The sequence below is a fragment of the Pseudomonas sp. Soil_N_39 genome (assembly GCF_057655955.1).
This window is the reverse complement of record NZ_JBDGLI010000002.1, coordinates 449,358-470,708: the sequence shown is the minus strand read 5'-3', so window position 1 is coordinate 470,708 and position 21,351 is coordinate 449,358. Positions and strand designations below refer to the sequence as shown.

The window sequence follows — 21,351 nt, the reverse complement described above, 5'->3', positions numbered from 1 at the left end:
TCTTACTTGATCAGACCATCCAGCGGCGAGGAGGCGCTGGCGTAAAGTTTTTTCGGCATGCGGCCGGCCAGGTACGCCAGGCGACCGGCGACGATGGCGTGCTTCATGGCTTCGGCCATCAGGACCGGCTGCTGCGCATGGGCGATGGCAGAGTTCATCAGCACCGCTTCGCAACCCAGCTCCATGGCGATGGTGGCGTCGGAGGCGGTACCGACACCGGCATCCACCAACACTGGGATCTTGGCTTCTTCCAGGATGATCTGCAGGTTGTACGGGTTGCAGATCCCCAGGCCAGTGCCGATCAGGCCGGCCAGCGGCATGACCGCGATGCAGCCGATTTCCGCCAATTGACGGGCGATGATCGGGTCATCGCTGGTGTAGACCATCACGTCGAAACCTTCCTTGACCAGGGTTTCGGCGGCCTTGAGGGTTTCGATCACGTTGGGGAACAGGGTTTTCTGGTCCGCCAGTACTTCCAGCTTCACCAGATTGTGGCCGTCGAGCAGCTCACGGGCCAGGCGGCAGGTGCGCACGGCCTCGATGGCGTCGAAGCAGCCGGCAGTGTTCGGCAGGATGGTGTAGCGATCCGGCGGCAGGATATCCAGCAGGTTCGGTTCGCCCGGGTTCTGGCCGATGTTGGTCCGGCGCACGGCGACGGTCACGATCTCGGCGCCCGAGGCCTCGATGGCCAGGCGGGTTTCTTCCATGTCGCGGTATTTGCCGGTACCTACCAGCAAGCGCGACTGGTAGGTACGACCGGCCAGGACGAAGGGCTTGTCGCTACGAACGATGCTCATGGGAAATCCTCTGTTGGGGTGAGGTTCTTGCGAAATGCTGCGAAACCGAGGCGACTAGCCACCGCCGATGGCGTGGACCACTTCGACGCTGTCGCCATCGTTCAACGTGGTTTCGGCGTGCTGGCTGCGCGGGACGATATCCAGATTGAGCTCCACCGCGACGCGGCGTCCGGTAAGTTCCAGACGGGTCAGCAGGGCCGCAACGGTTTCACCGTCGGGCAGTTCAAGGGGTTCGCCGTTCAACTGAATGCGCATGCCGGATGCCGCCATCATTTTTAGGGGCTGGCATTCTAGCCCGATCAGTCTGGGTGACCCAAGCCATTCGTCATGAAATGGACCGGCAGGTCAGCCCAGCCGCCAGGCGGCAAGCCCCAGGCACAACCAGCCGATCAGGAACGCCACGCCACCCAACGGAGTGATGATGCCCAGCTTGCTGATGCCCGTGAGCGTCAGCAGGTACAGGCTGCCGGAGAACAACAGGATGCCGATGACAAAGGAAATTCCGGCCCAAGTGACGATGCGCCCGGGAATGTGCGTGGCCAGCAGCGCAACGCCCAGCAACGCCAGGGTGTGCACCAGTTGGTAGGTGACGCTGGTGTGGAAAATCGCCAGGTAATCGGCGCTCAGGCGATTTTTCAGGCCATGGGCGGCGAATGCACCCAGCGCCACGCCCGTGAAACCGAAGAAAGCCGCCAGCATCAGAAAGCTACGCAACATGGGAACTCCAGTCAGACTCGGTGGACAGGGTCTGTATAATGGCCCGCTCGACGGGTTCGGCCAAGCCATCTCTATGCTGCGTACATTGTTTCGACGATTCCTTAAAGCCCTGCTCTGGTTCGCCGTCGGCAGCGTTGTGCTGGTGCTGCTGTTTCGCGTGGTGCCGCCGCCGTTCACGGCGTTGATGATCGAGCGCAAGGTTGAATCCTGGTTCGGCGGTGAACCGATCGACCTGCAACGCACCTGGCAGCCTTGGGACCAGATCTCCGACAGCCTCAAAGTCGCAGTGATCGCTGGCGAAGACCAGAAATTCCCCGAGCACTGGGGCTTCGACATCGGCGCGATCCAGGCCGCCTTCGCCCACAATGGCCGTGGCGGTTCGATTCGCGGCGCCAGCACTCTCAGCCAGCAAGTGTCCAAAAACCTGTTCCTGTGGTCAGGCCGCAGCTGGCTGCGCAAAGGGCTGGAGGCCTGGTTCACCGCGCTGATCGAAGTGTTCTGGCCCAAGCAGCGGATCCTTGAGGTGTACCTCAACAGCGTCGAGTGGGATGACGGTGTGTTCGGGGCGGAAGCGGCGGCACGGCATCATTTCCGCACCAGCGCCGACGCCTTGTCCCGGCAACAGGCCAGCCTGCTGGCGGCGGTATTACCCAACCCGCGCAAATGGAGCGCCAGCCGGCCGAGCCCCTACGTGCTACGGCGGGCGGGCTGGATTCGCCAGCAGATGAGCCAGTTGGGAGGCGACAGTTATTTGCTGGGGCTCGATCATGCGCGGCGGGCGCCTTGGGCGCAGTAGACCAAACACCGACATTCAACTGTGGGAGCGAGCTTGCTCGCTCCCACAGGGGGTCTGCGGCGAATCCGAGATTGAGCGCACACAAAAACGCCCCGAACATCACTGATCGGGGCGTTTTTTGTTGTCGCTATCGCAGGTCAAGCCGCAATCGACACCTTGAGCTTGTTCATCGCGCTCTTCTCAAGTTGGCGAATCCGCTCTGCCGACACGTTGTACTTCTGCGCGAGGTCGTGCAGCGTGGCCTTTTCCTCGGCCAGCCAGCGCTGGTAGAGGATGTCGCGGCTGCGTTCGTCCAGCACTTCCAAGGCTTCGTGCAGGTTGGTGTTGGAGTTGTCGCTCCAGTCGGCGTCTTCCAGTTGACGCGCCGGGTCGTACCGGTGGTCTTCCAGGTAGTTGGCCGGCGATTGGAAAGCGCTGTCGTCGTCCGCTTCGGCAGCCGGGTCGAAGGCCATGTCATGGCCGGTCAGGCGGCTTTCCATCTCGCGCACTTCCCGAGGCTCTACACCCAGGCTTTCAGCCACGCGATGGACTTCTTCGTTGTTCAGCCAGGCCAGACGCTTCTTCTGGCTGCGCAGGTTGAAGAACAGCTTGCGCTGGGCCTTGGTGGTCGCGACTTTCACGATGCGCCAGTTGCGCAGGATGAACTCGTGGATTTCCGCCTTGATCCAGTGCACCGCAAACGACACCAGGCGCACGCCCATTTCCGGGTTGAAACGCTTGACCGCTTTCATCAGGCCGACGTTGCCTTCCTGGATCAGGTCGGCCTGGGCCAGCCCGTAGCCGGAATAGCTGCGGGCGATATGTACGACAAAACGCAGGTGGGCGAGCACCATCTGCCGAGCCGCCTCAAGATCCTGCTCATAATAGAGACTCTCGGCCAGTTCACGCTCCTGCTCGGGCGTCAGCAATGGAATGCTGTTCACCGTGTGCACATAGGCCTCCAGGTTCGCACCCGGGACCAGAGCATAAGCAGGTTGCAAAGAAGTGGTCATACGAAAAAACCTCCGACTCACATAACTCGTGCAGTTCAGCACTGCGAAAATTGACCGGGAACCCTAAGACAAGTTCCCACAAAAACCGAAAGGTCAATACGCGCAAAAAACCCTATTTTGGCGCAAGCTCACGCAAGTGGCGTGCGACCGCAATCCATGCACCGATATAACCCAACAGCACCGCGCCAAGCAAGAGCGACAGACCGTCGGCGACTGGCACTCCGGCCAGCGAAAAATCACTGCCGTACAAACCGGCCAGCCCCACTACCGCATCGTTCAGCCAGTCCAGGCCAAACGCCAATACGCCCCAGGACAGAATCCCGGCACCGAAGCCATACAGCGCCCCCATATAAAGGAAGGGCCTGCGTACATAACTGTCCGTACCGCCGACGAGTTTAATCACTTCTATCTCGGTGCGGCGGTTTTCAATATGAAGACGAATGGTATTGCCTATCACCAAAAGTAATGCAGAAACCAGCAGCACCGTCAGACCGAAGACAAACCGGTCGCCGAGCTTGAGGATCGCCGCAAGACGCTCGACCCAGACTAGATCAAGTTGCGCCTGTTGTACCTTCGGCAACTCGGAAAGTCTTTGTCTTAATGCTTCAAGGGCGGGCTTGTCGACCTCGTTCGGCGTCACCAGCACCACGCCCGGAAGCGGGTTCTCCGGCAGCTCCTTGAGGGCGTCGCCCAGGCCGGACTGTTGCTGGAACTCTTCCAGCGCCTGCTCGCGGCCGATGTACTCGGCTTCGGCCACGCCCGGCATGGCCTTGATCTGCTCACGCAATGCTTGGCCTTCGCCGGGGCTGGCATCCATCTGCAGGTACAGGGAAATCTGCGCGGCGCGCTGCCAGGAGCCGCCCAGGCGCTCCACATTATTCAGCAATAATGACAGGCCCATGGGCAGGCTCAAGGCAACCGCCATCACCATGCAGGTAAAGAAGCTGCCGATGGGTTGCTTGCCCAGGCGCCGCAGGCTGTCCAGCAGGCTGGCGCGATGGCTTTCGATCCAGGCGCGCAGCAGCGTGGCGAAGTCCGGGCCGTCGTCATCGTCGCGTTTTTTCTTTTGCGGCTGCGGATCGGAGGCCTTCGGGGCCACGCGTTCGGCCACTTTCGGGCTGCGAGTAGCACTCATACGCCGGCCTCCCCGTCACCAATCAGGCGTCCGCGCTGCAACGTGAGCATGCGGTGACGCATGCGCGCGATCAACGCCAGGTCGTGACTGGCGATCAGCACGCTGGTGCCCAGACGGTTGATGTCTTCGAACACGCCCATGATTTCCGCCGCCAGGCGCGGGTCGAGGTTACCTGTGGGTTCGTCCGCCAGCAGCAAGGCCGGGCGATGGACGATGGCGCGGGCGATGCCGACGCGCTGTTGCTGGCCGGTGGACAGGTCGCCCGGATACAGGTCGGTCTTGTCCGACAGGGCCACGCGCTCCAGGGCCGAGTCCACCCGCTTGATGATCTCGGCCTTGGACAGGCCAAGGATCTGCAACGGCAACGCCACGTTGTTGAACACCGTGCGGTCGAACAGCAACTGGTGATTCTGGAACACTACACCGATCTGCCGCCGCAGGTAGGGGATCTGGGCATTGCTGATGGTGCTCAGGTCCTGGCCGGCCAGCAGCAGTTTGCCAGTGGAAGGCCGCTCCATCGCCAGCAGCAGGCGCAGCAAGGTACTTTTACCGGCGCCGGAATGGCCGGTGACAAACAGAAACTCGCCCCGACGGACCCGAAAGCTCAGCTCATGCAAGCCGACGTGACCGTTCGGATAGCGTTTACCGACCTGTTCGAAACGAATCATGAGTGCTCCCGTTCGGCAAACAGTGCCTGGACAAAGGGCTCGGCTTCAAAGGTGCGCAAGTCGTCAATGCCTTCGCCCACGCCGATGTAGCGAATGGGCAGGCCGAACTGCTTGGCCAGGGCGAAAATCACCCCGCCCTTGGCGGTGCCGTCGAGCTTGGTCAGAGCCAGCCCGGTCAGTTCGACGGTCTGGTTGAATTGCTTGGCCTGGTTAATGGCGTTCTGGCCGGTACCGGCGTCCAGCACCAGCAGCACTTCGTGAGGCGCATCGGCGTCGAGCTTGCCGATCACCCGGCGTACCTTCTTCAATTCTTCCATCAGGTTGTCTTTGGTGTGCAAGCGACCGGCCGTGTCGGCGATCAGCACATCGATGCCACGGGCCTTGGCCGCCTGCACGGCGTCGAAGATCACCGAAGCGGAGTCGGCACCGGTGTGCTGGGCGATCACCGGGATCTTGTTGCGCTCGCCCCACACTTGCAGCTGTTCGACCGCGGCGGCGCGGAAGGTGTCGCCGGCAGCCAGCATGACTTTCTTGCCTTCGAGTTGCAGCTTCTTGGCCAGCTTGCCGATGGTGGTGGTCTTGCCGGCGCCGTTGACGCCCACCACCAGAATCACGAATGGTTTGTTCTGCGAGGTGATCACCAGTGGTTGTTCCACCGGCTTGAGCATGTTGGTCAACTCGCCTTGCAGGGATTTGTACAACGCGTCGGCGTCGGTCAGTTGCTTGCGAGCAACCTTTTGGGTCAGGCTCTGGATGATCACCGAGGTCGCCTCGACACCGACATCGGCGGTGAGCAGGCGGGTCTCGATGTCTTCCAGCAATTCGTCATCGATGACTTTCTTGCCCAGGAACAGGCTGGCCATGCCTTCGCCGATGCTGGCGCTGGTCTTGGACAGGCCCTGCTTGAGACGGGCGAAGAAGCCGACTTTGTTCTCTTCAGCCGTGCGGGCCGGCTCGACTGGGACCAAAGCTTCAACCGGAGCGGGTTCAGGTTCAGGTTCAGGGGCGGACTGCGAAGCGACAGGTGCAATGACAACCGTTGAGGCCTCGGCAATCGGCGCCACACCCTGTACCACGACAGGTTGTGGCGCGGCCGGAATCGGTGGGGTGATATGCGCGGCTTGCTCGTCTTCGACCAGCGCCACCGGCTCTTCTGCAACCGGCAGGGTCAGCCAGGGAGTGGATTCGACGGGCGGGGTCAGCGGCTGTTCGGCCACAGGCTCAGGCGCGACCGGTTGCAGGATCGGTTCGGCAATCGGCAGGATGATTGGCGCGGCGTCCTCTTCCACCGCTTCGGCGGCGGGCTCAGGCAGCGCTTGTGGCTGTTCGACGACGGTTTCCTGCGGCTTCTTGCGCAGCCATCCGAACAGGCCTTTTTTCTCGCCAGCCGCAGCTGGGGTCTTCTTGTCGTCGTTGGAACCAAACATGGAGGACGGCTATCTCACGGTAGCGACGCGCCACGAGGGCGCCTCGGTGATAAATATTCAATGCTGAACAGACTGCGTTTCATCCAGCTTGTTCACGCGCAACATTTTGTCGAAGCGTCCCCAGGACGCCTCAAAGTCGATTTTTTCGAAGGACTGGTACGGCATCATCGGCGAAAACGCCGGGATCAACGAGCAAACCCAGCGTTTCTCCGGAGAACCCAGACAACCCCGGGCCGATAAAAGGCCCGATAGGCGTGGCCGCCAGTAAAACGGATCAGTATCCTAGCACCTCCTCGCCTGCTGAGGCTAAGACCTAGCAGGCAACCCAACAGGTTTAAACACGAATGAATGCTCTTGCCCGCCGCGCCGCAGGCCTGCTGCTCAGCACAGTTTGTCTGCCTCTTTCAGCCTTGGCTGCCGACCCACAACCCACCCATGAATTCACCCTCGACAACGGCCTGAAGGTCGTCGTGCGCGAAGACCATCGTGCGCCGGTGGTGGTCTCCCAGGTCTGGTACAAGGTGGGTTCCAGCTACGAGACGCCAGGCCAGACCGGTTTGTCCCACGCCCTTGAGCACATGATGTTCAAGGGCAGTGAAAAAGTCGGCCCCGGCGAAGCGTCGCTGATCCTGCGCGACCTCGGTGCCGAAGAGAACGCCTTCACCAGCGACGATTTCACCGCCTACTACCAGGTGCTGGCCCGCGACCGCCTGGGCGTGGCCTTCGAGCTGGAAGCCGACCGCATGGCCAGCCTGCGCCTGCCGCCGGAGGAGTTCAGCCGCGAGATCGAGGTGATCAAGGAAGAGCGCCGCATGCGCACCGACGACAAGCCCATGTCCAAGGCCTACGAGCGCTTCAAGGCCATGGCTTACCCGGCCAGCGGCTACCACACGCCGACCATTGGCTGGATGGCCGACCTGGACCGGATGACCGTCGAGGAACTGCGCCACTGGTACGAGTCCTGGTACACCCCGAACAACGCGACCCTGGTGGTGGTCGGCGACGTGACACCGGACGAGGTCAAGTCCCTGGCCCAGCGCTATTTCGGCCCGATTGCCCGGCGCGCGGTGCCGGTGGCGAAAATCCCCCTGGAGCTGGCCGAACCCGGCGAGCGCCAGATCACCCTGCATGTGCAGACCCAACTGCCCAGCGTGATGCTGGCCTTCAACGTGCCGAGCATCGCCACCGCGACGGACAAGACGTCGGTCAACGCGCTGCGGCTGATCTCAGCCCTGCTGGACGGCGGCTACAGCGGCCGGATCCCGACCCAACTGGAGCGCGGCGAGGAGTTGGTGTCCGGCGGCTCGTCGAACTACGACGCCTTCACCCGCGGCGACACGCTGTTCACCTTGTCGGCGACACCCAACACGCAGAAAAACAAAACCCTCGCCCAGGCCGAAGCAGGTTTGTGGCGCTTGCTTGAGCAGTTGAAAACCACTGCCCCGACCGCCGACGAACTGGAACGCGTGCGCGCCCAGGTCATCGCCGGCCTGGTGTATGAGCGCGACTCGATCACCAGCCAGGCCACCGCCATCGGCCAGCTGGAAACCGTCGGCTTGTCCTGGAAGCTGATGGACACAGAGCTCGCTGAACTGCAAAGCGTGACCCCGCAAGACATCCAGAAGGCAGCCCAGCTGTATTTCACCCGCTCGCGCCTGAGCGTTGCGCACGTCCTGCCCGAGGAGAAAGCTCATGAATGAGCGCAAATCATCGCGCCTGGTGCTGATCGGCCTGGTTTTGCTCGCCTTGGCCTGCGCCCTGGCCTTTTACCTGTCGCCGTCGAGCAACTCCGACGCCAGCCAGGCATTGGACAAGGCCAAGTCCGGCAATAAGCTGCAATCGTTGGCCGAACTGGACGACAAGGCGCCCAGCCGGCGCCAGCTCGACGTACAAACCTGGAAAACCGCTGACGGCGCCAAGGTGCTGTTCGTCGAAGCCCGGGAATTGCCGATGTTCGACCTGCGCCTGACCTTCGCCGCCGGCAGCAGCCAGGACGGCGACGCCCCCGGCCTCGCCCTGCTGACCAACGCCATGCTCAACGAAGGCGTTGCCGGCAAGGACGTCGGCGCCATCGCCCAAGGTTTCGAAAGCCTCGGCGCGGACTTCGGCAACGGTGCCTACCGGGACATGGCCGTAGCGTCCCTGCGCAGTCTCAGCGCAGCCGACAAGCGTGAACCGGCCTTGAAGCTGTTCGCCGAAGTCGTCGGCAAACCGACCTTCCCCGCCGACTCCTTCGCCCGGATCAAGAACCAGATGCTGGCCGGTTTCGAGTACCAGAAACAGAACCCCGGCAAACTGGCGGGCCTGGAACTGATGAAGCGCCTGTACGGCGAGCATCCTTATGCCCACTCCAGCGACGGCACCGCCGACAGCATCCCACCGATCACTCTGGCCCAGGCCCGCGCTTTCCACGCCAAGGCCTACGCTGCCGGCAACGCAGTGATTGCGCTGGTGGGGGATTTGTCCCGCGCCGAAGCCGAAACGATTGCCAACCAGGTGTCCGCCGCCCTGCCCAAGGGCCCGGCCCTGGCGAAAACCCCGCCACCGGTAGAACCGAAAGCGAGCATCGGGCACATCGAGTTCCCGTCCAAGCAGACCAACCTGATGCTCGCGCAACTGGGCATCGACCGCGACGATCCGGACTATGCCGCGGTGTCCCTGGGCAACCAGATCCTCGGCGGCGGTGGCTTCGGCACGCGACTGATGACTGAAGTTCGCGAAAAACGCGGCCTGACCTACGGCGTGTACTCCGGCTTCACGGCGATGCAGGCCCGCGGCCCGTTCATGATCAACCTGCAAACCCGTGCCGAGATGAGCGAGGGCACCTTGAAACTGGTGCAGGACGTGTTCGCCGACTACCTCAAGAACGGTCCGACCCAGAAAGAACTCGATGACGCCAAGCGTGAGTTGGCCGGCAGTTTCCCGCTGTCCACCGCCAGCAATGCCGACATCGTCGGCCAGCTCGGCGCCATGGGCTTCTATGACTTGCCGCTCAGCTACCTGGAAGACTTCATGCGCCAATCCCAGGAACTGACGGTCGAGCAGGTCAAGGCCGCGCTGAACAAACACCTGAGTACCGATAAAATGGTCATCGTCACCGCCGGCCCGAGCGTGCCGCAAAAGCCGTTGCCGCCCCCTACTGACAAACCTGCCGAGCAGCCGCTCGGGGTTCCGGAGCACTAATGGCCCGCCCATCGAATTCCAGCAAGAAACCCGTGCACAACGGTGTGAACCAGTTGCGCATCATCGGCGGCGAATGGCGCAGCCGGCGCCTGAGCTTCCCGGATGCCCCAGGGTTGCGCCCCACCCCTGACCGCGTGCGGGAAACCCTGTTCAACTGGCTCGCGCCCTACGTGGCAGGCGCCCGGGTGCTCGACCCGTTCGCCGGCAGCGGCGCGCTGTTTCTCGAGGCCCTGTCCCGTGGCGCCGCCATGGGCCAGGCGCTGGACGCCAGCAACCTGGCGGTCTCCAGCCTGAAGGAACACCTGGGCACCCTGCGTTGCACCGTCGGTCAGGTGCAAACCGCCGACGCACTGCGCTACCTGGACAGCCAACCGGCGACGCCTTTCGACCTGGTGTTCCTCGACCCGCCTTTCAACCAGAACCTGTTGCCGACTGTCTGCGCCTTGCTCGAGGAACGTCAGTGGCTGGCCGAGGATGCCTGGGTCTACACTGAAAGCGAGACCGCCCCGTCCACCCTGGGCTTGCCGGGCAACTGGCGCTTGCACCGCGAGCAGAAATCAGGACGGGTGTATTACGCGTTGTGGCAGCGTCTGACAAAGGACATGGGCTGAACGGCTGCCCCGTGCATCGAGAATAATAATGATGTCCGCCGCATCTGAACGTTTCGTCCCTGCTCCGGGCCTTGGCAACCCGCACCTGCAGACCTTATGGGGCCCGTTATGGCGCCAGACCACCCACATCGAGCGCCAACGCGAGCGCCTGTGGCTGGAAGACGGTGATTTCCTCGACCTCGACTGGCACGGCCCACACAGCGCCGAGGCGCCGCTGGTGTTGGTGTTGCACGGGCTGACCGGCTCTTCCAACTCGCCTTACGTGGCCGGGTTGCAGCAGGCACTCGGTCGCCAGGGCTGGGCCAGCGCGGCCTTGAACTGGCGCGGCTGCTCGGGCGAGCCGAACCTGCTACCTCGCAGCTATCACTCGGGCGTCAGCGAAGACCTGGCCGCCGCCATTGCCCACTTGCGTGCCCGACGGCCCTTGGCGCCGCTGTTTGCGGTGGGTTATTCACTGGGCGGCAATGTGTTGCTCAAGCACTTGGGGGAAGCCGGCCGCGACAGCCAGTTGCAAGGCGCGGTGGCGGTCTCGGTACCGTTTCGCCTCGACCAGTGCGCCGATCGCATCGGCCAGGGATTTTCCAAGTTCTACCAGGCGCACTTCATGCGACAGCTGGTGACCTATGTGCGCAACAAGCAACGCCGGTTCCAGCACGACGGACGCCACGAAGGCCTGGCGACCCTGTCGGCGCTTGGCCCGTTGGAGAACATGCGCACCTTCTGGGACTTTGACGGCCGGGTGACGGCGCCGCTGCACGGGTTCTCCGACGCGGCGGACTACTACCGCCGCGCCTCCAGCCGCTATTTCATGGCGGGCATCAGCACGCCGACCCTGGTCATCCAGGCCGCCGACGATCCTTTTGTATTTCCCCACAGCCTGCCCGAACCCGGCGAGTTATCCGCCTCGACCCAACTTGAACTGCATGCCCGGGGCGGGCATGTGGGTTTTGTCGACGGAACCCTGCGGCGCCCGGGGTATTACCTGGAGCGGCGGATCCCTGATTGGCTGGCCAGCCTGGGGCGCGGCTGACGATTCGCAGACAACAAAAATCACTGTGGGAGCGAGCGTGCTCGCGATAGCGGTGGGACAGCGACATTGAGGTTGACTGACCCACCGCCATCGCGAGCAAGCTCGCTCCCACAGTTTTTTCCGGGGTGTTCGCGGAGTGGGTGCTCACTAAGAATCCCCTGTGGGAGCGAGCTTGCTCGCGATAGCGGTGGGGCAGCGACATTGAAGTTGTCTGACACACCGCCATCGCGAGCAAGCTCGCTCCCACAGAGACTTGGGGGGGTGAGCGTTATTCGCCCTTCGCCACGCCCCGCTGGGGATCATTGATCCATTCACTCCACGAGCCGGCGTACAGCCGCCCCAAGGGATACCCTGCCAGGCACAAGGCAAAAAGGTTGTGGCACGCCGTCACGCCGGAGCCGCAGTACGCCACCAGTTCGGTGGGCGAACGTTCGCCCAGTTTTTCGGCGAAGCGCTGCTTGAGCTGATCAGCCGGCAAGAAGCGTCCATCGGCGCCCAGGTTGTCGGTAAACGCTGCGCACTGGGCGCCCGGGATATGCCCGGCCACTGGGTCGATCGGCTCGATTTCGCCCTTGAAACGCGGCAGCGCCCGGGCATCCAGCAGGGTCATGGCCGATTCACCGAGGCGTTGTTGCAGCGCTTGCGCATTGATCAGCAGGCTCGCATCCGGCGCCCCCGTGAAAGTCCCGAGGCTGTTCTGCGGCGGATCCAGGCTCAAGGGCAAGCCGGCGGCGTGCCAGGCCTTGAGCCCACCGTCGAGGATGTACACACCATCGCGCTTGCCCAGCCAGGCCAGCAGCCACCAGGCCCGGGCGGCATAGGCGCCGGGGCCGTCGTCATACAGCACGACGTCGCTGTCGTTATCCAGCCCCCAAGCCTTGAGACGCGCGATCAAGGCCTCGGGCTCCGGCAGCGGATGACGCCCGGTCACGCCTTTGGTCACCGGCCCGCTCAGGTCGCGCTCAAGGTCCGCGAACGACGCCCCGGCAATGTGGCCCTCGGCATAGCTGCGTTGGCCGTAATCCGGATCTTCCAGGGCAAAACGGCAATCGAGGATGACCAGCCCGGGCTGTGATCGCCGCTGTTCGAGGGCTTGGGGGCTGATGAGTTGCGCGATGGGCATGGTGAGCTCCTGTGGCTGAGTCGGGGTCGGTCCTACTGCCCTTCCTCCAGGGTCTGGGCCAGTGGGACGTAATATTCATTGAACAGCGCATCCACCGCCTCGCGGGCCTGGTCGGTCACGAAACCGGCTTCCAGCACCAGCACCTGATAGACACCGCGCTTGATGGCCTGCTCACTCAGGTGGCTGAAATTTTCCCGCGTGGTGCACAGAAACCGCACCCAGGACGTGAGGATGATCCAGGCGTTGAGGGTCAGGGACTCGATCTGCACCCGGTCCATCTTCAGGATGCCGGCGGCAACAAAGCCCTCGTAGATCGCGGTGCCGTGGATCAGGCAGCGCTGGGAAAACCGCCGATAGCGGGCCGCAAGGTCCGGATCGCTGTCGAGCAGATGCTCCAGGTCCCGGTGCAGGAAGCGGTAACGCCACATGGCCGCCAACAGTTCCTGCAGGTAGAAGCGCTTGTCATCCACCGTGGCCGCCCGGCCCTGGGGCGGACGCAGGAAGCTGTCCACCAGGTTCTCGTATTCACTGAACAGCACGGCGATGATCGCCTGCTTGTTGGGGAAGTGGTAATAGAGATTGCCCGGGGACATGTCCATGTGGGCGGCGATGTGATTGGTGCTGACGCTGCGCTCACCCTGTTGGTTGAACAGCTCGAGGCTGTTTTGCACGATGCGCTCGCTGGTTTTCATTCGTGGGGCCATGGTTTGGGCTTTAATTCGACGAAGGCATTGATCGGCATCTTACGACCTATCGGTCACAGGAAAAACCCACAGCCGTTGCGGATGTCATTGACTTTATAGAGTATAAGCTCTAGAAAACACCCATTCTAATAATATCCGGTGCCTGACGATGCCTGCCGACGTTGCCTACCTGCACGAGTCTCAACAACAACTGGAGGAGCTGCGGTCGCTCTTCGATGCCCAGCGCCAGGCCTACGCTGCCCACCCGATGCCACCGGCCGAACAGCGCCGACAATGGCTCAAGGCACTGCGCGAGGTATTGAGCAACGAACGACAAGCCTTGATCGACGCCATCAGCCAGGATTTCAGCCACCGCAGCGCCGACGAAACCCTGTTGGCCGAACTGATGCCGAGCCTGCACGGCATCCATTACGCCAGCCGCCATCTCCAAGGCTGGATGAAACCCTCCCGACGCAAGGTAGGCATGGCCTTTCAACCGGCCTCAGCCAAGGTGATCTATCAGCCGTTGGGCGTCGTCGGGGTCATCGTGCCGTGGAACTACCCGCTATTCCTGGCCATCGGGCCACTGGTCGGGGCATTGGCGGCCGGCAACCGGGTGATGCTCAAGCTCAGCGAATCGACACCGGCGACCGGCTTGCTGCTCAAGCAATTGCTGGCCCGTGTCTTCCCCCAAGACCTGGTGTGCGTGGTGCTCGGCGAGGCAGAGGTGGGCATGGCGTTTTCCAAGCTGCCCTTCGATCACCTGTTGTTCACCGGTGCCACCAGCATTGGCAAACATGTCATGCGCGCCGCTGCCGAAAACCTGACCCCGGTCACCCTGGAGCTGGGTGGGAAATCGCCGGCCATCGTGTCGGTCGATGTCCCCATCAAGGACGCCGCCGAACGCATTGCCTTCGGCAAAACCCTGAATGCCGGGCAAACCTGTGTCGCCCCGGACTACGTGCTGGTGCCGCAGAACCGCGTCGGCGAGTTCGTCGAGGCGTATCGCGAGGCGGTCCGCGGGTTTTATCCGACCCTGGCGAACAACCCGGACTACACCGCCATCATCAACGAACGACAACTGGCGCGGCTCAACGGCTACATCAGCGACGCCACCGGCAAGGGCGCGTTGCTGATCGAGCTGTTCGAACAAGGCCAGGGCCGCCGCATGGCCCATAGTCTGCTGCTCAACGTCAACGATGAGATGACCGTCATGCAGGACGAGATCTTCGGCCCGCTGCTGCCCATCGTTCCTTATGACAATCTGGACCAGGCGCTTGCCTACATCAATCAGCGCCCCCGCCCGCTGGCGCTCTACTACTTCGGCTACAACAAGGCCGAACAGCATCGTGTGCTCCACGAAACCCATTCCGGCGGCGTCTGCCTGAACGACACGCTGTTGCACGTCGCCCAGGATGACATGCCGTTCGGCGGCATCGGGCCCTCGGGAATGGGGCATTACCATGGGCAAGAGGGTTTCCTGACCTTCAGCAAGGCCAAGGGCGTGCTGACCAAACAGCGATTCAACGCGGCGAAGCTGATTTATCCGCCCTACGGCAAGCCCTTGCAGAAGCTGATCCAGAAGCTGTTTGTCCGCTGACGCGTCTCTTGCCGGGTAATCACAACAATGAACCCCAGCCTCACTGATACCCCCGCGCTGTCACGGCGCGGCCTGCTGAAATTCAGCCTCGGCGCCAGCGCCTTCCTGGCCACCGTCGGGCTGGGCGCCAGCCTGAGCGGTTGCTCGCCTAGCCAACCGGCCAACGGCCTGGCGGCACTGCGCGACAGCGACCTGGCGTTTTTACGCGCCGTCATCCCCATGATGCTGGACGGTGCAATGGCCATCGGGCAGCTCCCTGCCGCCATTGACGCGACCCTGGGCAGCCTGGACAGAAGCCTGGCCCACTTGTCCCCCGCCATGCTCAAGCTCACGCATCAGCTGTTCGATGTGCTTACGCTAGGCGTGACCCGTGGCCCCCTGACCGGGGTGTGGGGGGCGTGGGAAAACGCCAGTGCCGATGACATCCGCCAGTTCCTCGACCGGTGGGAAAACAGTTCGCTGGACCTGCTGCGACAAGGCCACAGTTCGTTGCTGCAATTGGTGATGATGGCCTGGTACACCCAATCCGAAGCCTGGGCGCATTGCGGGTATCCAGGACCGCCAACGGTCTGAAAGCCAGACCCCGACCCCCTGTGGGAGCGGGCTTGCTCGCGATAGCGTCGCATCAGCCACCTATCGATTGACTGACACACCGCTATCGCGAGCAAGCTCGCTCCCGCAAAGGGCCTATCGCAATCTCATAACAATAAGAGAGCCCTGAACATGCCCCTACCCGATCCCTTCCGCGAAGGCCTCGCTCGTGGCTGGACCACCTACAACGGCGCGCAGCTGACCGAAGATCTGACCCTGGAAGCCGACGTGGCCATCGTCGGCAGCGGTGCCGGTGGCGGCACCACGGCGGAAATTCTCAGTGCTGCCGGCTACCGCGTGTTGCTGATCGAGGAAGGGCCGCTCAAGACCAGCCATGACTTCAAGCTGCTCGAAGACCAGGCCTACAGCAGCCTGTACCAGGAAGGCCTCGGGCGCATGAGCAAGGACGGCGCCATCACCATTCTCCAGGGCCGGGCGGTCGGTGGCACGACGCTGATCAATTGGACCTCCAGCTTCCGCACCCCCGACCAGACCCTCGACCACTGGGCCGCCGAGCACAACGTCAAGGGCCACGGCCGCGTCGAAATGGCGCCTTGGTTTACACAGATGGAACAACGCCTGGGCGTGGCGCCGTGGTTCGTCCCGCCCAACGCCAACAATGACGTGATCCGCAAAGGCTGTGAACAATTGGGCTACGCCTGGCACGTCATCCCGCGCAACGTCCGCGGCTGCTGGAACCTGGGTTATTGCGGCATGGGCTGCCCGACCAACGCCAAGCAGTCGATGCTGGTCACCACCATCCCGGCCACGTTGGACAAGGGTGGCGCGCTGCTTTACCTGGCGCGGGCCGAGCGCCTGACGATCAAAAACGATGCCGTCGTAGGCATCGAGTGCCAGGCCATGGACGAGCGTTGCGTGGTGCCGACCGGGCGGCGTATCACCATCAAGGCGCGGCACTACGTGCTGGCGGGCGGCGGCATCAACAGCCCGGGCCTGCTGTTGCGCTCCGCGGCGCCAGACCCGCACGAACGCCTGGGCAAGCGCACTTTCCTGCACTTGGTGAACATGTCCGCAGGGCAATTCGACGAGGTCATCAACCCGTTCTACGGTGCGCCGCAATCGATTTATTCGGATCACTTCCAATGGCAGGACGGGATCACCGGCAAGATGTCCTACAAGCTCGAAGTCCCACCCTTGCACCCGGCCCTCGCGACCACGTTATTGGGTGGGTTCGGCCCCGAGAACGCCTTGCACATGTCCCGACTGCCCCACACCCACGCCATGCTCGCGCTGTTGCGCGACGGTTTTCACCCAGACAGCCCCGGCGGTCGCGTCGAGTTACGCAGCGACGGCACGCCCGTGCTCGACTACCCCGTTTCGCCGTATACCTGGGACGGCTTGCGCCGGGCCTTCCACAGCATGGCCGAGATCCAGTTTGCCGGCGGCGCCAAGGCAGTGATGCCCCTGCACAACGACGCCCGCTACGTGAAGACCCTGGCCGAAGCCCGCACGCTGATCGACGGGCTCGACCTGGCCTTGTACCGCACGCGCCTGGGCAGTGCCCACGTGATGGGTGGCTGCGCCATGGGTGAGGACCCGAAAACCGCCGTCACCGACAGCCTGGGCCGCCATCACCAATTGGGCAACCTGTCGATCCATGACGGCTCGCTGTTCCCCACCAGCATCGGCGCCAACCCACAATTGTCGGTGTATGGGCTGACCGCACAATTGGCGACAGCCCTGGCCGAACGCCTGAAAACGCCATGAATATCCCAAGGCTATTCACTTAAAGTAAAGGATGGTTTGAATCATTGTGGCGAGGGGATTTATCCCCGCTGGGCTGCGCAGCGGCCCCAAAAGGCTGAATGCAAACAGCCTGGCACACTGCAGTGGCTGGGTTCAGGGCCGCTTCGCAGCCCAGCGGGGATAAATCCCCTCGCCACAGATTCATCTGCTTACTTAGGTGCGCAACATTGCATGGATATCTGGACTATTCGCAGCGTCTATAGTGCTTTCTTATCCAACAGCCGACTTGGCCGACCGAGAAGGCTGCGATACCATCCGACTCCCCAACGGACTCCCGCCAGGACGACGCGATGAACCGAGTGTTGTACCCAGGTACCTTCGACCCTATTACCAAGGGCCATGGCGATCTGGTCGAACGCGCCGCGCGCCTGTTCGACCATGTGATCATTGCCGTCGCCGCCAGCCCGAAGAAGAACCCGCTGTTCCCGCTGGAGCAACGTGTGGAACTGGCCCGCGAGGTCACCAAACACCTGCCCAACGTGGAAGTGGTCGGTTTCTCGACGCTTTTGGCCCACTTTGCCAAGGAAAAGAACGCCAATGTGTTCCTGCGCGGCCTGCGTGCGGTCTCGGACTTCGAGTACGAGTTCCAACTGGCCAACATGAACCGCCAACTGGCACCGGACGTCGAGAGCCTGTTCCTGACGCCGTCGGAGCGCTACTCCTTCATTTCCTCGACCCTGGTACGGGAAATTGCGGCGTTGGGCGGTGATATCACCAAGTTCGTCCACCCGGCCGTGGCCGATGCGCTGACTCTGCGCTTCAAGAAATAACCGGCTGGCGCTGCGAGCCACCTCGTAGCGCAACGCAGTCCATCGCGCCCGCGTGCACTGCGCTCGCCAATGCGGCACAATTGCGCCCATACGTTTTCAGATGCCCGGGCCAAACGCCCCGGCAGGAGCCTGCATGTCCCTGATCATCACCGACGACTGCATCAATTGCGACGTCTGCGAACCCGAATGCCCGAACGAGGCCATTTCCCAAGGCGAGGAGATCTACGTCATCGACCCGAACCTGTGCACCCAGTGCGTCGGCCATTACGACGAACCCCAGTGCCAGCAGGTTTGCCCGGTCGATTGCATCCCGCTGGACGAGGCTCATCCGGAGACGGAAGAGCAGTTGATGGCGAAATATCGCAAGATCACTGGCAAGGCTTGAATTTTGGGCGGCCCTGCTGGCCCCATCGCGAGCAAGCTCGCTCCCACAAGGGATTTGCTTCAGCCCCCAATGGTGTAGACACAGCAGATCCCTGTGGGAGCGAGCTTGCTCGCGATGAGGCCATCAGCCACACCCCAAAACCAACTGTCACTCCTGCCGCTCAAACCCCTCCCCCACACACCCCAGGCACCGCACGAACGTGGCCTTCGCCGGGTCCACCACCAACGCCTTCCCCGCATCACCGACCCCGCCACCCAGCGCGGTAAAGGGCAACGACACCACGAACGCCCCAGCCCCGATCACCGTGGCGGCGAGCAGCAGTGGGCGGGCGATCAGCAGATCACCGATCATGGCAAAAGCCGGCGGATTCTGGATGGTGTAGCGCGGGTCGCCGCTGCCGCTGCTTGCCAGGGCAGGCAAACCGATACTCAGCAGCAGCGCTAGAACGACAGGTCGAAGAGGTTTCATCGGGCGATCCTTCGGCTAAAGCAGTTGACTACTGACTATAGACCGTCGGACGCATCAGCTCTGGCAGCGTGGACACCAGACACTCGCGCGCTGGCCCAGGCGGATTTCCCGCAGCCCCGTGCCACAGACCTTGCACAACTCCCCGCCCCGGCCGTAGACGAACAGCTCCTGCTGGAAATAGCCGGGCTGGCCGTCCCCACCGATGAAATCCCGCAACGTGGTGCCGCCGCGCTCGATGGCATGGGCGAGGATGCGCTTGATCTCGATCGCCAGCTTCAGGTAACGCGCCCGGGAAATGCCCCCCGCGGCCCGGCGCGGGTCGATCCCGGCGGCGAACAGCGCCTCGGTCGCGTAGATATTGCCCACGCCCACCACCACCGCGTTGTCCATGATGAACGGCTTGACCGCCATGGAGCGCCCCCGCGAAAGCTGGAACAACCGTTCGCCATCGAACAGATCGGTCAACGGCTCGGGGCCGAGGCGAATCAGCAACTCGTGATTGAGTGGGTCGAGGCTCCAGAGCATCGCGCCGAAACGCCGAGGGTCGGTGTAGCGCAAGGCCAGGCCGGACTCCAGCTCGATGTCCACGTGCTCGTGCTTGAGGGCGGGCATGCCGATTTCCACCAGGCGCAAGTTGCCGGACATGCCCAAATGGCTGATCAACGTGCCGACCTCGGCATTGATCAACAGGTACTTGGCCCGCCGCTCCACCTGCACGATGCGCTGGCCCGAGAGCCGCACGTCGAGATCTTCCGGGATTGGCCAGCGCAGGCGTCGGTCACGGACCACCACGCGGCTGACCCGCTGGCCTTCAAGGTGGGGCGCGATACCGCGACGGGTGGTTTCGACTTCCGGCAGTTCTGGCATGGGGTTCTCGCGTCAGGCGACGCCGCGCACTCAACGAGAGGCGAGGTCGCGAATTTCCTGTTTCTGGGTCTGGAAGTCGTATTCCGACAAACCGATGTAGTCGAGCACCAGGCTGCCGACGCTATCCCACTCATGGTCTTCGGCCTGATTGCCGAGCACCCGGTGGGACGCACAGATGTTTTCGGACATTTTCAGGATCGCCAGCAGGTTTTTCAGCTGGCTGTTGTTGCGTGAAGAGTCGTCACTGAAGATCGCCAGGGCGTTGTGGTGGTTGGCGATGGCCTGGCTGACGTGATCCGGCAGGCGCCAGGATTTGGAGGTGTAGTAGCCGACCACCGCATGGTTGGTGTTGAACACGCGGTTCTCGGTGTCCACCACCCGGCACTCGGCGCTGGCATTGGCGTAGGCCTCTTCCAGCACGCTCATGTAGTTGGGGAACTGCTTGAGCATCAACGGCACGCCGCAATCGTGGAACAACCCCAAGGCATAGGCTTCGTCACCGTTCTCCAGGCCGACACGCTTGGCCAGGGTCAGGCAGGTCATCGCCACGTCCTGGGCCGTATCCCAGAAGCGGTTCAGGGTCACGATGGCGTCGTCGTGCAGCTCGCCCTTGATCGACTGCGCATTGATCAGGTTGATGATCGAACGGCTGCCCAGCAGGTTCACCGCGCGCTGGATCGAGGTGATCTTGTTGCGCAGGCCGTAATACGGCGAGTTGACGATCTTGAGCAAGGCCCCCGAGAGGCCCGGGTCCTGGGAGATCAACTTGGCGATGGTCTCCAGGTCCGGGTCGGGCATGTACTGCTCCATCTGCAGATCCACCATGATCTGCGGCTGGGGCGGCACACTGATCCCTTGCAGGGACTGTTGGATCTGTTCGGCGGAAAGTTCTTTGGACATGAGTACACACTCTGGGTCAGGCGGGGATTCTAACCCTGAAAGATGGATCCGATATACCGCCGGGTAGATCGGCGGAACTTTCATCCAGGCATCGGCTTCGGACTTTACAGGGCCGACAGCCAAGCCTGCCTACAGGCTTGAATCGGCAACCCAGCCACTCAGCTTGAGGAGATTTTTTCATGCCAGGCTCCCTGAACAACAAACGTGTCGCCATCCTGGTGACCGACGGTTTTGAACAAGCCGAACTGACCGGCCCCCAGCAGGCGCTGGAACAGGCCGGCGTCAAGGTGGACATCATTTCGGCCCGCGAAGGCCAGGTCAAAGGCTGGAACCATGATCAGCCGGCCGACGACTTCCCGATCGACCTGACCTTCAAGGCCGCCAATGTCGAGCAGTACGACGCCGTGGTGCTGCCCGGTGGCGTGCAGAACTCCGACACCATCCGCATCGACCCCGACGCCCAGAAACTGGTCAAGGGCTTCGAGGCGGCGGGCAAGCCCATTGCGGTGATTTGCCATGGCGGCTGGTTGCTGGCGTCGAGCGGGCTGGTCAAGGGCAAGACCATGACCAGCTACAAGACCCTCAAGGATGACCTGGTCAACGCTGGCGCGAACTGGGTCGATAAGGAAGTGGTCAAGGACGGCACGTTGATCAGCAGCCGCCAACCCGATGACATCCCGGCGTTCAACCGCGAGTTGATCAGCGCGTTGTCCGCTTGATAACTTGAGGCCACTGCCAAACTGTCGAGCTGGGGACACGATGTACCTGTGGCGAGGGGATTTATCCCCGCTGGAGCGCGAAGCGGTCCCAAAATAGCTGGCTCGGTCAGGCCAATGCATCG

23 protein-coding genes are annotated in these 21,351 nt (G+C 62.7%); 11 read left to right on the top strand and 12 right to left on the bottom strand.

The genetic code is table 11. The annotated features are described in order from the left end of the window. Positions 1-2: 2 nt before the first annotated feature. The 3 genes from AC3A5O_RS04475 to AC3A5O_RS04465 form a co-directional block, all read right to left on the bottom strand. Positions 3-797, bottom strand: coding sequence for a thiazole synthase (locus AC3A5O_RS04475; RefSeq protein WP_060740195.1), 795 nt, complete (start codon positions 795-797; stop codon positions 3-5). 54 nt (positions 798-851) lie between these two features. Beyond that, positions 852-1,052, bottom strand: a complete 201-nt coding sequence (gene thiS, locus AC3A5O_RS04470) for a sulfur carrier protein ThiS (RefSeq protein WP_163006804.1) — start codon at positions 1,050-1,052, stop codon at positions 852-854. A gap of 90 nt (positions 1,053-1,142) precedes the next feature. Then, a complete protein-coding gene (locus AC3A5O_RS04465; protein ID WP_487752880.1) occupies positions 1,143-1,514 on the bottom strand; it encodes a DUF423 domain-containing protein in 372 nt (123 codons plus the stop codon). A 73-nt stretch (positions 1,515-1,587) separates the two neighbouring features. Between AC3A5O_RS04465 and mtgA the strand changes: the two genes are divergently transcribed. Next, positions 1,588-2,310, top strand: coding sequence for a monofunctional biosynthetic peptidoglycan transglycosylase (mtgA, locus tag AC3A5O_RS04460; protein WP_122567407.1), 723 nt, complete (start codon positions 1,588-1,590; stop codon positions 2,308-2,310). Between the two features lie 137 nt (positions 2,311-2,447). Here mtgA and rpoH read toward each other — a convergent pair whose 3' ends face one another. The 4 genes from rpoH to ftsY form a co-directional block, all read right to left on the bottom strand. Next, on the bottom strand, positions 2,448-3,302 hold the full coding sequence (gene rpoH, locus AC3A5O_RS04455) for an RNA polymerase sigma factor RpoH (protein WP_003177476.1): 855 nt from the start codon (positions 3,300-3,302) through the stop codon (positions 2,448-2,450). A 112-nt stretch (positions 3,303-3,414) separates the two neighbouring features. After that, positions 3,415-4,437 carry a permease-like cell division protein FtsX gene (ftsX, locus tag AC3A5O_RS04450; RefSeq protein WP_122567408.1) on the bottom strand — a complete coding sequence of 341 codons (1,023 nt, stop codon included), beginning with the start codon at positions 4,435-4,437 and terminating at the stop codon, positions 3,415-3,417. Continuing rightward, positions 4,434-5,105: a cell division ATP-binding protein FtsE gene (ftsE, locus tag AC3A5O_RS04445; RefSeq protein ID WP_003177474.1), complete on the bottom strand. Its 672-nt coding sequence runs from the start codon at positions 5,103-5,105 to the stop codon at positions 4,434-4,436. The genes ftsX and ftsE overlap by 4 nt, the downstream gene beginning before the upstream one ends. Then, positions 5,102-6,532, bottom strand: coding sequence for a signal recognition particle-docking protein FtsY (ftsY, locus tag AC3A5O_RS04440; RefSeq protein WP_487752879.1), 1,431 nt, complete (start codon positions 6,530-6,532; stop codon positions 5,102-5,104). The genes ftsE and ftsY overlap by 4 nt, the downstream gene beginning before the upstream one ends. A 344-nt stretch (positions 6,533-6,876) precedes the next feature. Here ftsY and AC3A5O_RS04435 point away from each other — a divergent pair, with 344 nt between their 5' ends. Genes AC3A5O_RS04435 through AC3A5O_RS04420 form a run of 4 tightly spaced genes read left to right on the top strand, consistent with a single transcriptional unit; the run spans position 6,877 to position 11,356 of the window. Beyond that, complete coding sequence (locus tag AC3A5O_RS04435) at positions 6,877-8,232, top strand: M16 family metallopeptidase (RefSeq protein WP_122567410.1); 1,356 nt, start codon at positions 6,877-6,879, stop codon at positions 8,230-8,232. Next, complete coding sequence (locus AC3A5O_RS04430; RefSeq protein WP_305468758.1) at positions 8,225-9,715, top strand: M16 family metallopeptidase; 1,491 nt, start codon at positions 8,225-8,227, stop codon at positions 9,713-9,715. The genes AC3A5O_RS04435 and AC3A5O_RS04430 overlap by 8 nt, the downstream gene beginning before the upstream one ends. Further along, on the top strand, positions 9,715-10,326 hold the full coding sequence (gene rsmD, locus AC3A5O_RS04425) for a 16S rRNA (guanine(966)-N(2))-methyltransferase RsmD (RefSeq protein WP_122567412.1): 612 nt from the start codon (positions 9,715-9,717) through the stop codon (positions 10,324-10,326). The genes AC3A5O_RS04430 and rsmD overlap by 1 nt, the downstream gene beginning before the upstream one ends. Before the next feature lie 31 nt (positions 10,327-10,357). Beyond that, positions 10,358-11,356, top strand: coding sequence for a hydrolase (locus AC3A5O_RS04420; protein WP_122567813.1), 999 nt, complete (start codon positions 10,358-10,360; stop codon positions 11,354-11,356). Positions 11,357-11,624: 268 nt separating this feature from the next. Here the strand turns inward: AC3A5O_RS04420 and AC3A5O_RS04415 are convergent, their stop codons facing one another. Together AC3A5O_RS04415 and AC3A5O_RS04410 are read right to left on the bottom strand one after the other, a co-directional pair. Beyond that, positions 11,625-12,479 carry a sulfurtransferase gene (locus tag AC3A5O_RS04415; RefSeq protein ID WP_305468759.1) on the bottom strand — a complete coding sequence of 285 codons (855 nt, stop codon included), beginning with the start codon at positions 12,477-12,479 and terminating at the stop codon, positions 11,625-11,627. Positions 12,480-12,511: 32 nt separating this feature from the next. After that, positions 12,512-13,183 carry a TetR/AcrR family transcriptional regulator gene (locus AC3A5O_RS04410; RefSeq protein WP_122567414.1) on the bottom strand — a complete coding sequence of 224 codons (672 nt, stop codon included), beginning with the start codon at positions 13,181-13,183 and terminating at the stop codon, positions 12,512-12,514. A 148-nt stretch (positions 13,184-13,331) separates the two neighbouring features. On the opposite strand from AC3A5O_RS04410, the gene AC3A5O_RS04405 reads away from it, so the two are divergent. The 5 genes from AC3A5O_RS04405 (at position 13,332) to AC3A5O_RS04385 (ending at position 18,275) form a co-directional block, all read left to right on the top strand. Beyond that, a complete protein-coding gene (locus tag AC3A5O_RS04405; RefSeq protein WP_487752878.1) occupies positions 13,332-14,762 on the top strand; it encodes a coniferyl aldehyde dehydrogenase in 1,431 nt (476 codons plus the stop codon). Positions 14,763-14,789: 27 nt separating this feature from the next. After that, positions 14,790-15,335: a twin-arginine translocation pathway signal protein gene (locus AC3A5O_RS04400; protein WP_487752877.1), complete on the top strand. Its 546-nt coding sequence runs from the start codon at positions 14,790-14,792 to the stop codon at positions 15,333-15,335. Between the two features lie 150 nt (positions 15,336-15,485). Next, positions 15,486-17,081 carry a GMC family oxidoreductase gene (locus tag AC3A5O_RS04395; RefSeq protein WP_305491284.1) on the top strand — a complete coding sequence of 532 codons (1,596 nt, stop codon included), beginning with the start codon at positions 15,486-15,488 and terminating at the stop codon, positions 17,079-17,081. Between the two features lie 329 nt (positions 17,082-17,410). After that, entirely contained in the window at positions 17,411-17,890 is a 480-nt protein-coding gene (gene coaD, locus AC3A5O_RS04390; RefSeq protein WP_003177462.1) for a pantetheine-phosphate adenylyltransferase, read from the top strand. 133 nt (positions 17,891-18,023) lie between these two features. Next, positions 18,024-18,275: a YfhL family 4Fe-4S dicluster ferredoxin gene (locus AC3A5O_RS04385; RefSeq protein ID WP_003206534.1), complete on the top strand. Its 252-nt coding sequence runs from the start codon at positions 18,024-18,026 to the stop codon at positions 18,273-18,275. A gap of 147 nt (positions 18,276-18,422) precedes the next feature. Here the strand turns inward: AC3A5O_RS04385 and AC3A5O_RS04380 are convergent, their stop codons facing one another. Genes AC3A5O_RS04380 through AC3A5O_RS04370 form a run of 3 tightly spaced genes read right to left on the bottom strand, consistent with a single transcriptional unit; the run spans position 18,423 to position 20,456 of the window. Continuing rightward, the gene (locus tag AC3A5O_RS04380) at positions 18,423-18,743 is read right to left on the bottom strand and encodes a multidrug transporter (RefSeq protein WP_122567418.1); all 321 of its coding nucleotides are present in this window, start codon (positions 18,741-18,743) and stop codon (positions 18,423-18,425) included. Positions 18,744-18,797: 54 nt separating this feature from the next. Further along, complete coding sequence (gene mutM / locus AC3A5O_RS04375) at positions 18,798-19,610, bottom strand: bifunctional DNA-formamidopyrimidine glycosylase/DNA-(apurinic or apyrimidinic site) lyase (RefSeq protein ID WP_106273994.1); 813 nt, start codon at positions 19,608-19,610, stop codon at positions 18,798-18,800. A 30-nt stretch (positions 19,611-19,640) separates the two neighbouring features. Next, positions 19,641-20,456: an HDOD domain-containing protein gene (locus AC3A5O_RS04370; protein ID WP_163006816.1), complete on the bottom strand. Its 816-nt coding sequence runs from the start codon at positions 20,454-20,456 to the stop codon at positions 19,641-19,643. A 233-nt stretch (positions 20,457-20,689) separates the two neighbouring features. On the opposite strand from AC3A5O_RS04370, the gene AC3A5O_RS04365 reads away from it, so the two are divergent. Continuing rightward, positions 20,690-21,229 (top strand): type 1 glutamine amidotransferase domain-containing protein, encoded by a 540-nt coding sequence (locus tag AC3A5O_RS04365; protein WP_305468762.1) that lies wholly within the window; start codon positions 20,690-20,692, stop codon positions 21,227-21,229. The last annotated feature ends 122 nt before the right edge of the window (positions 21,230-21,351 follow it).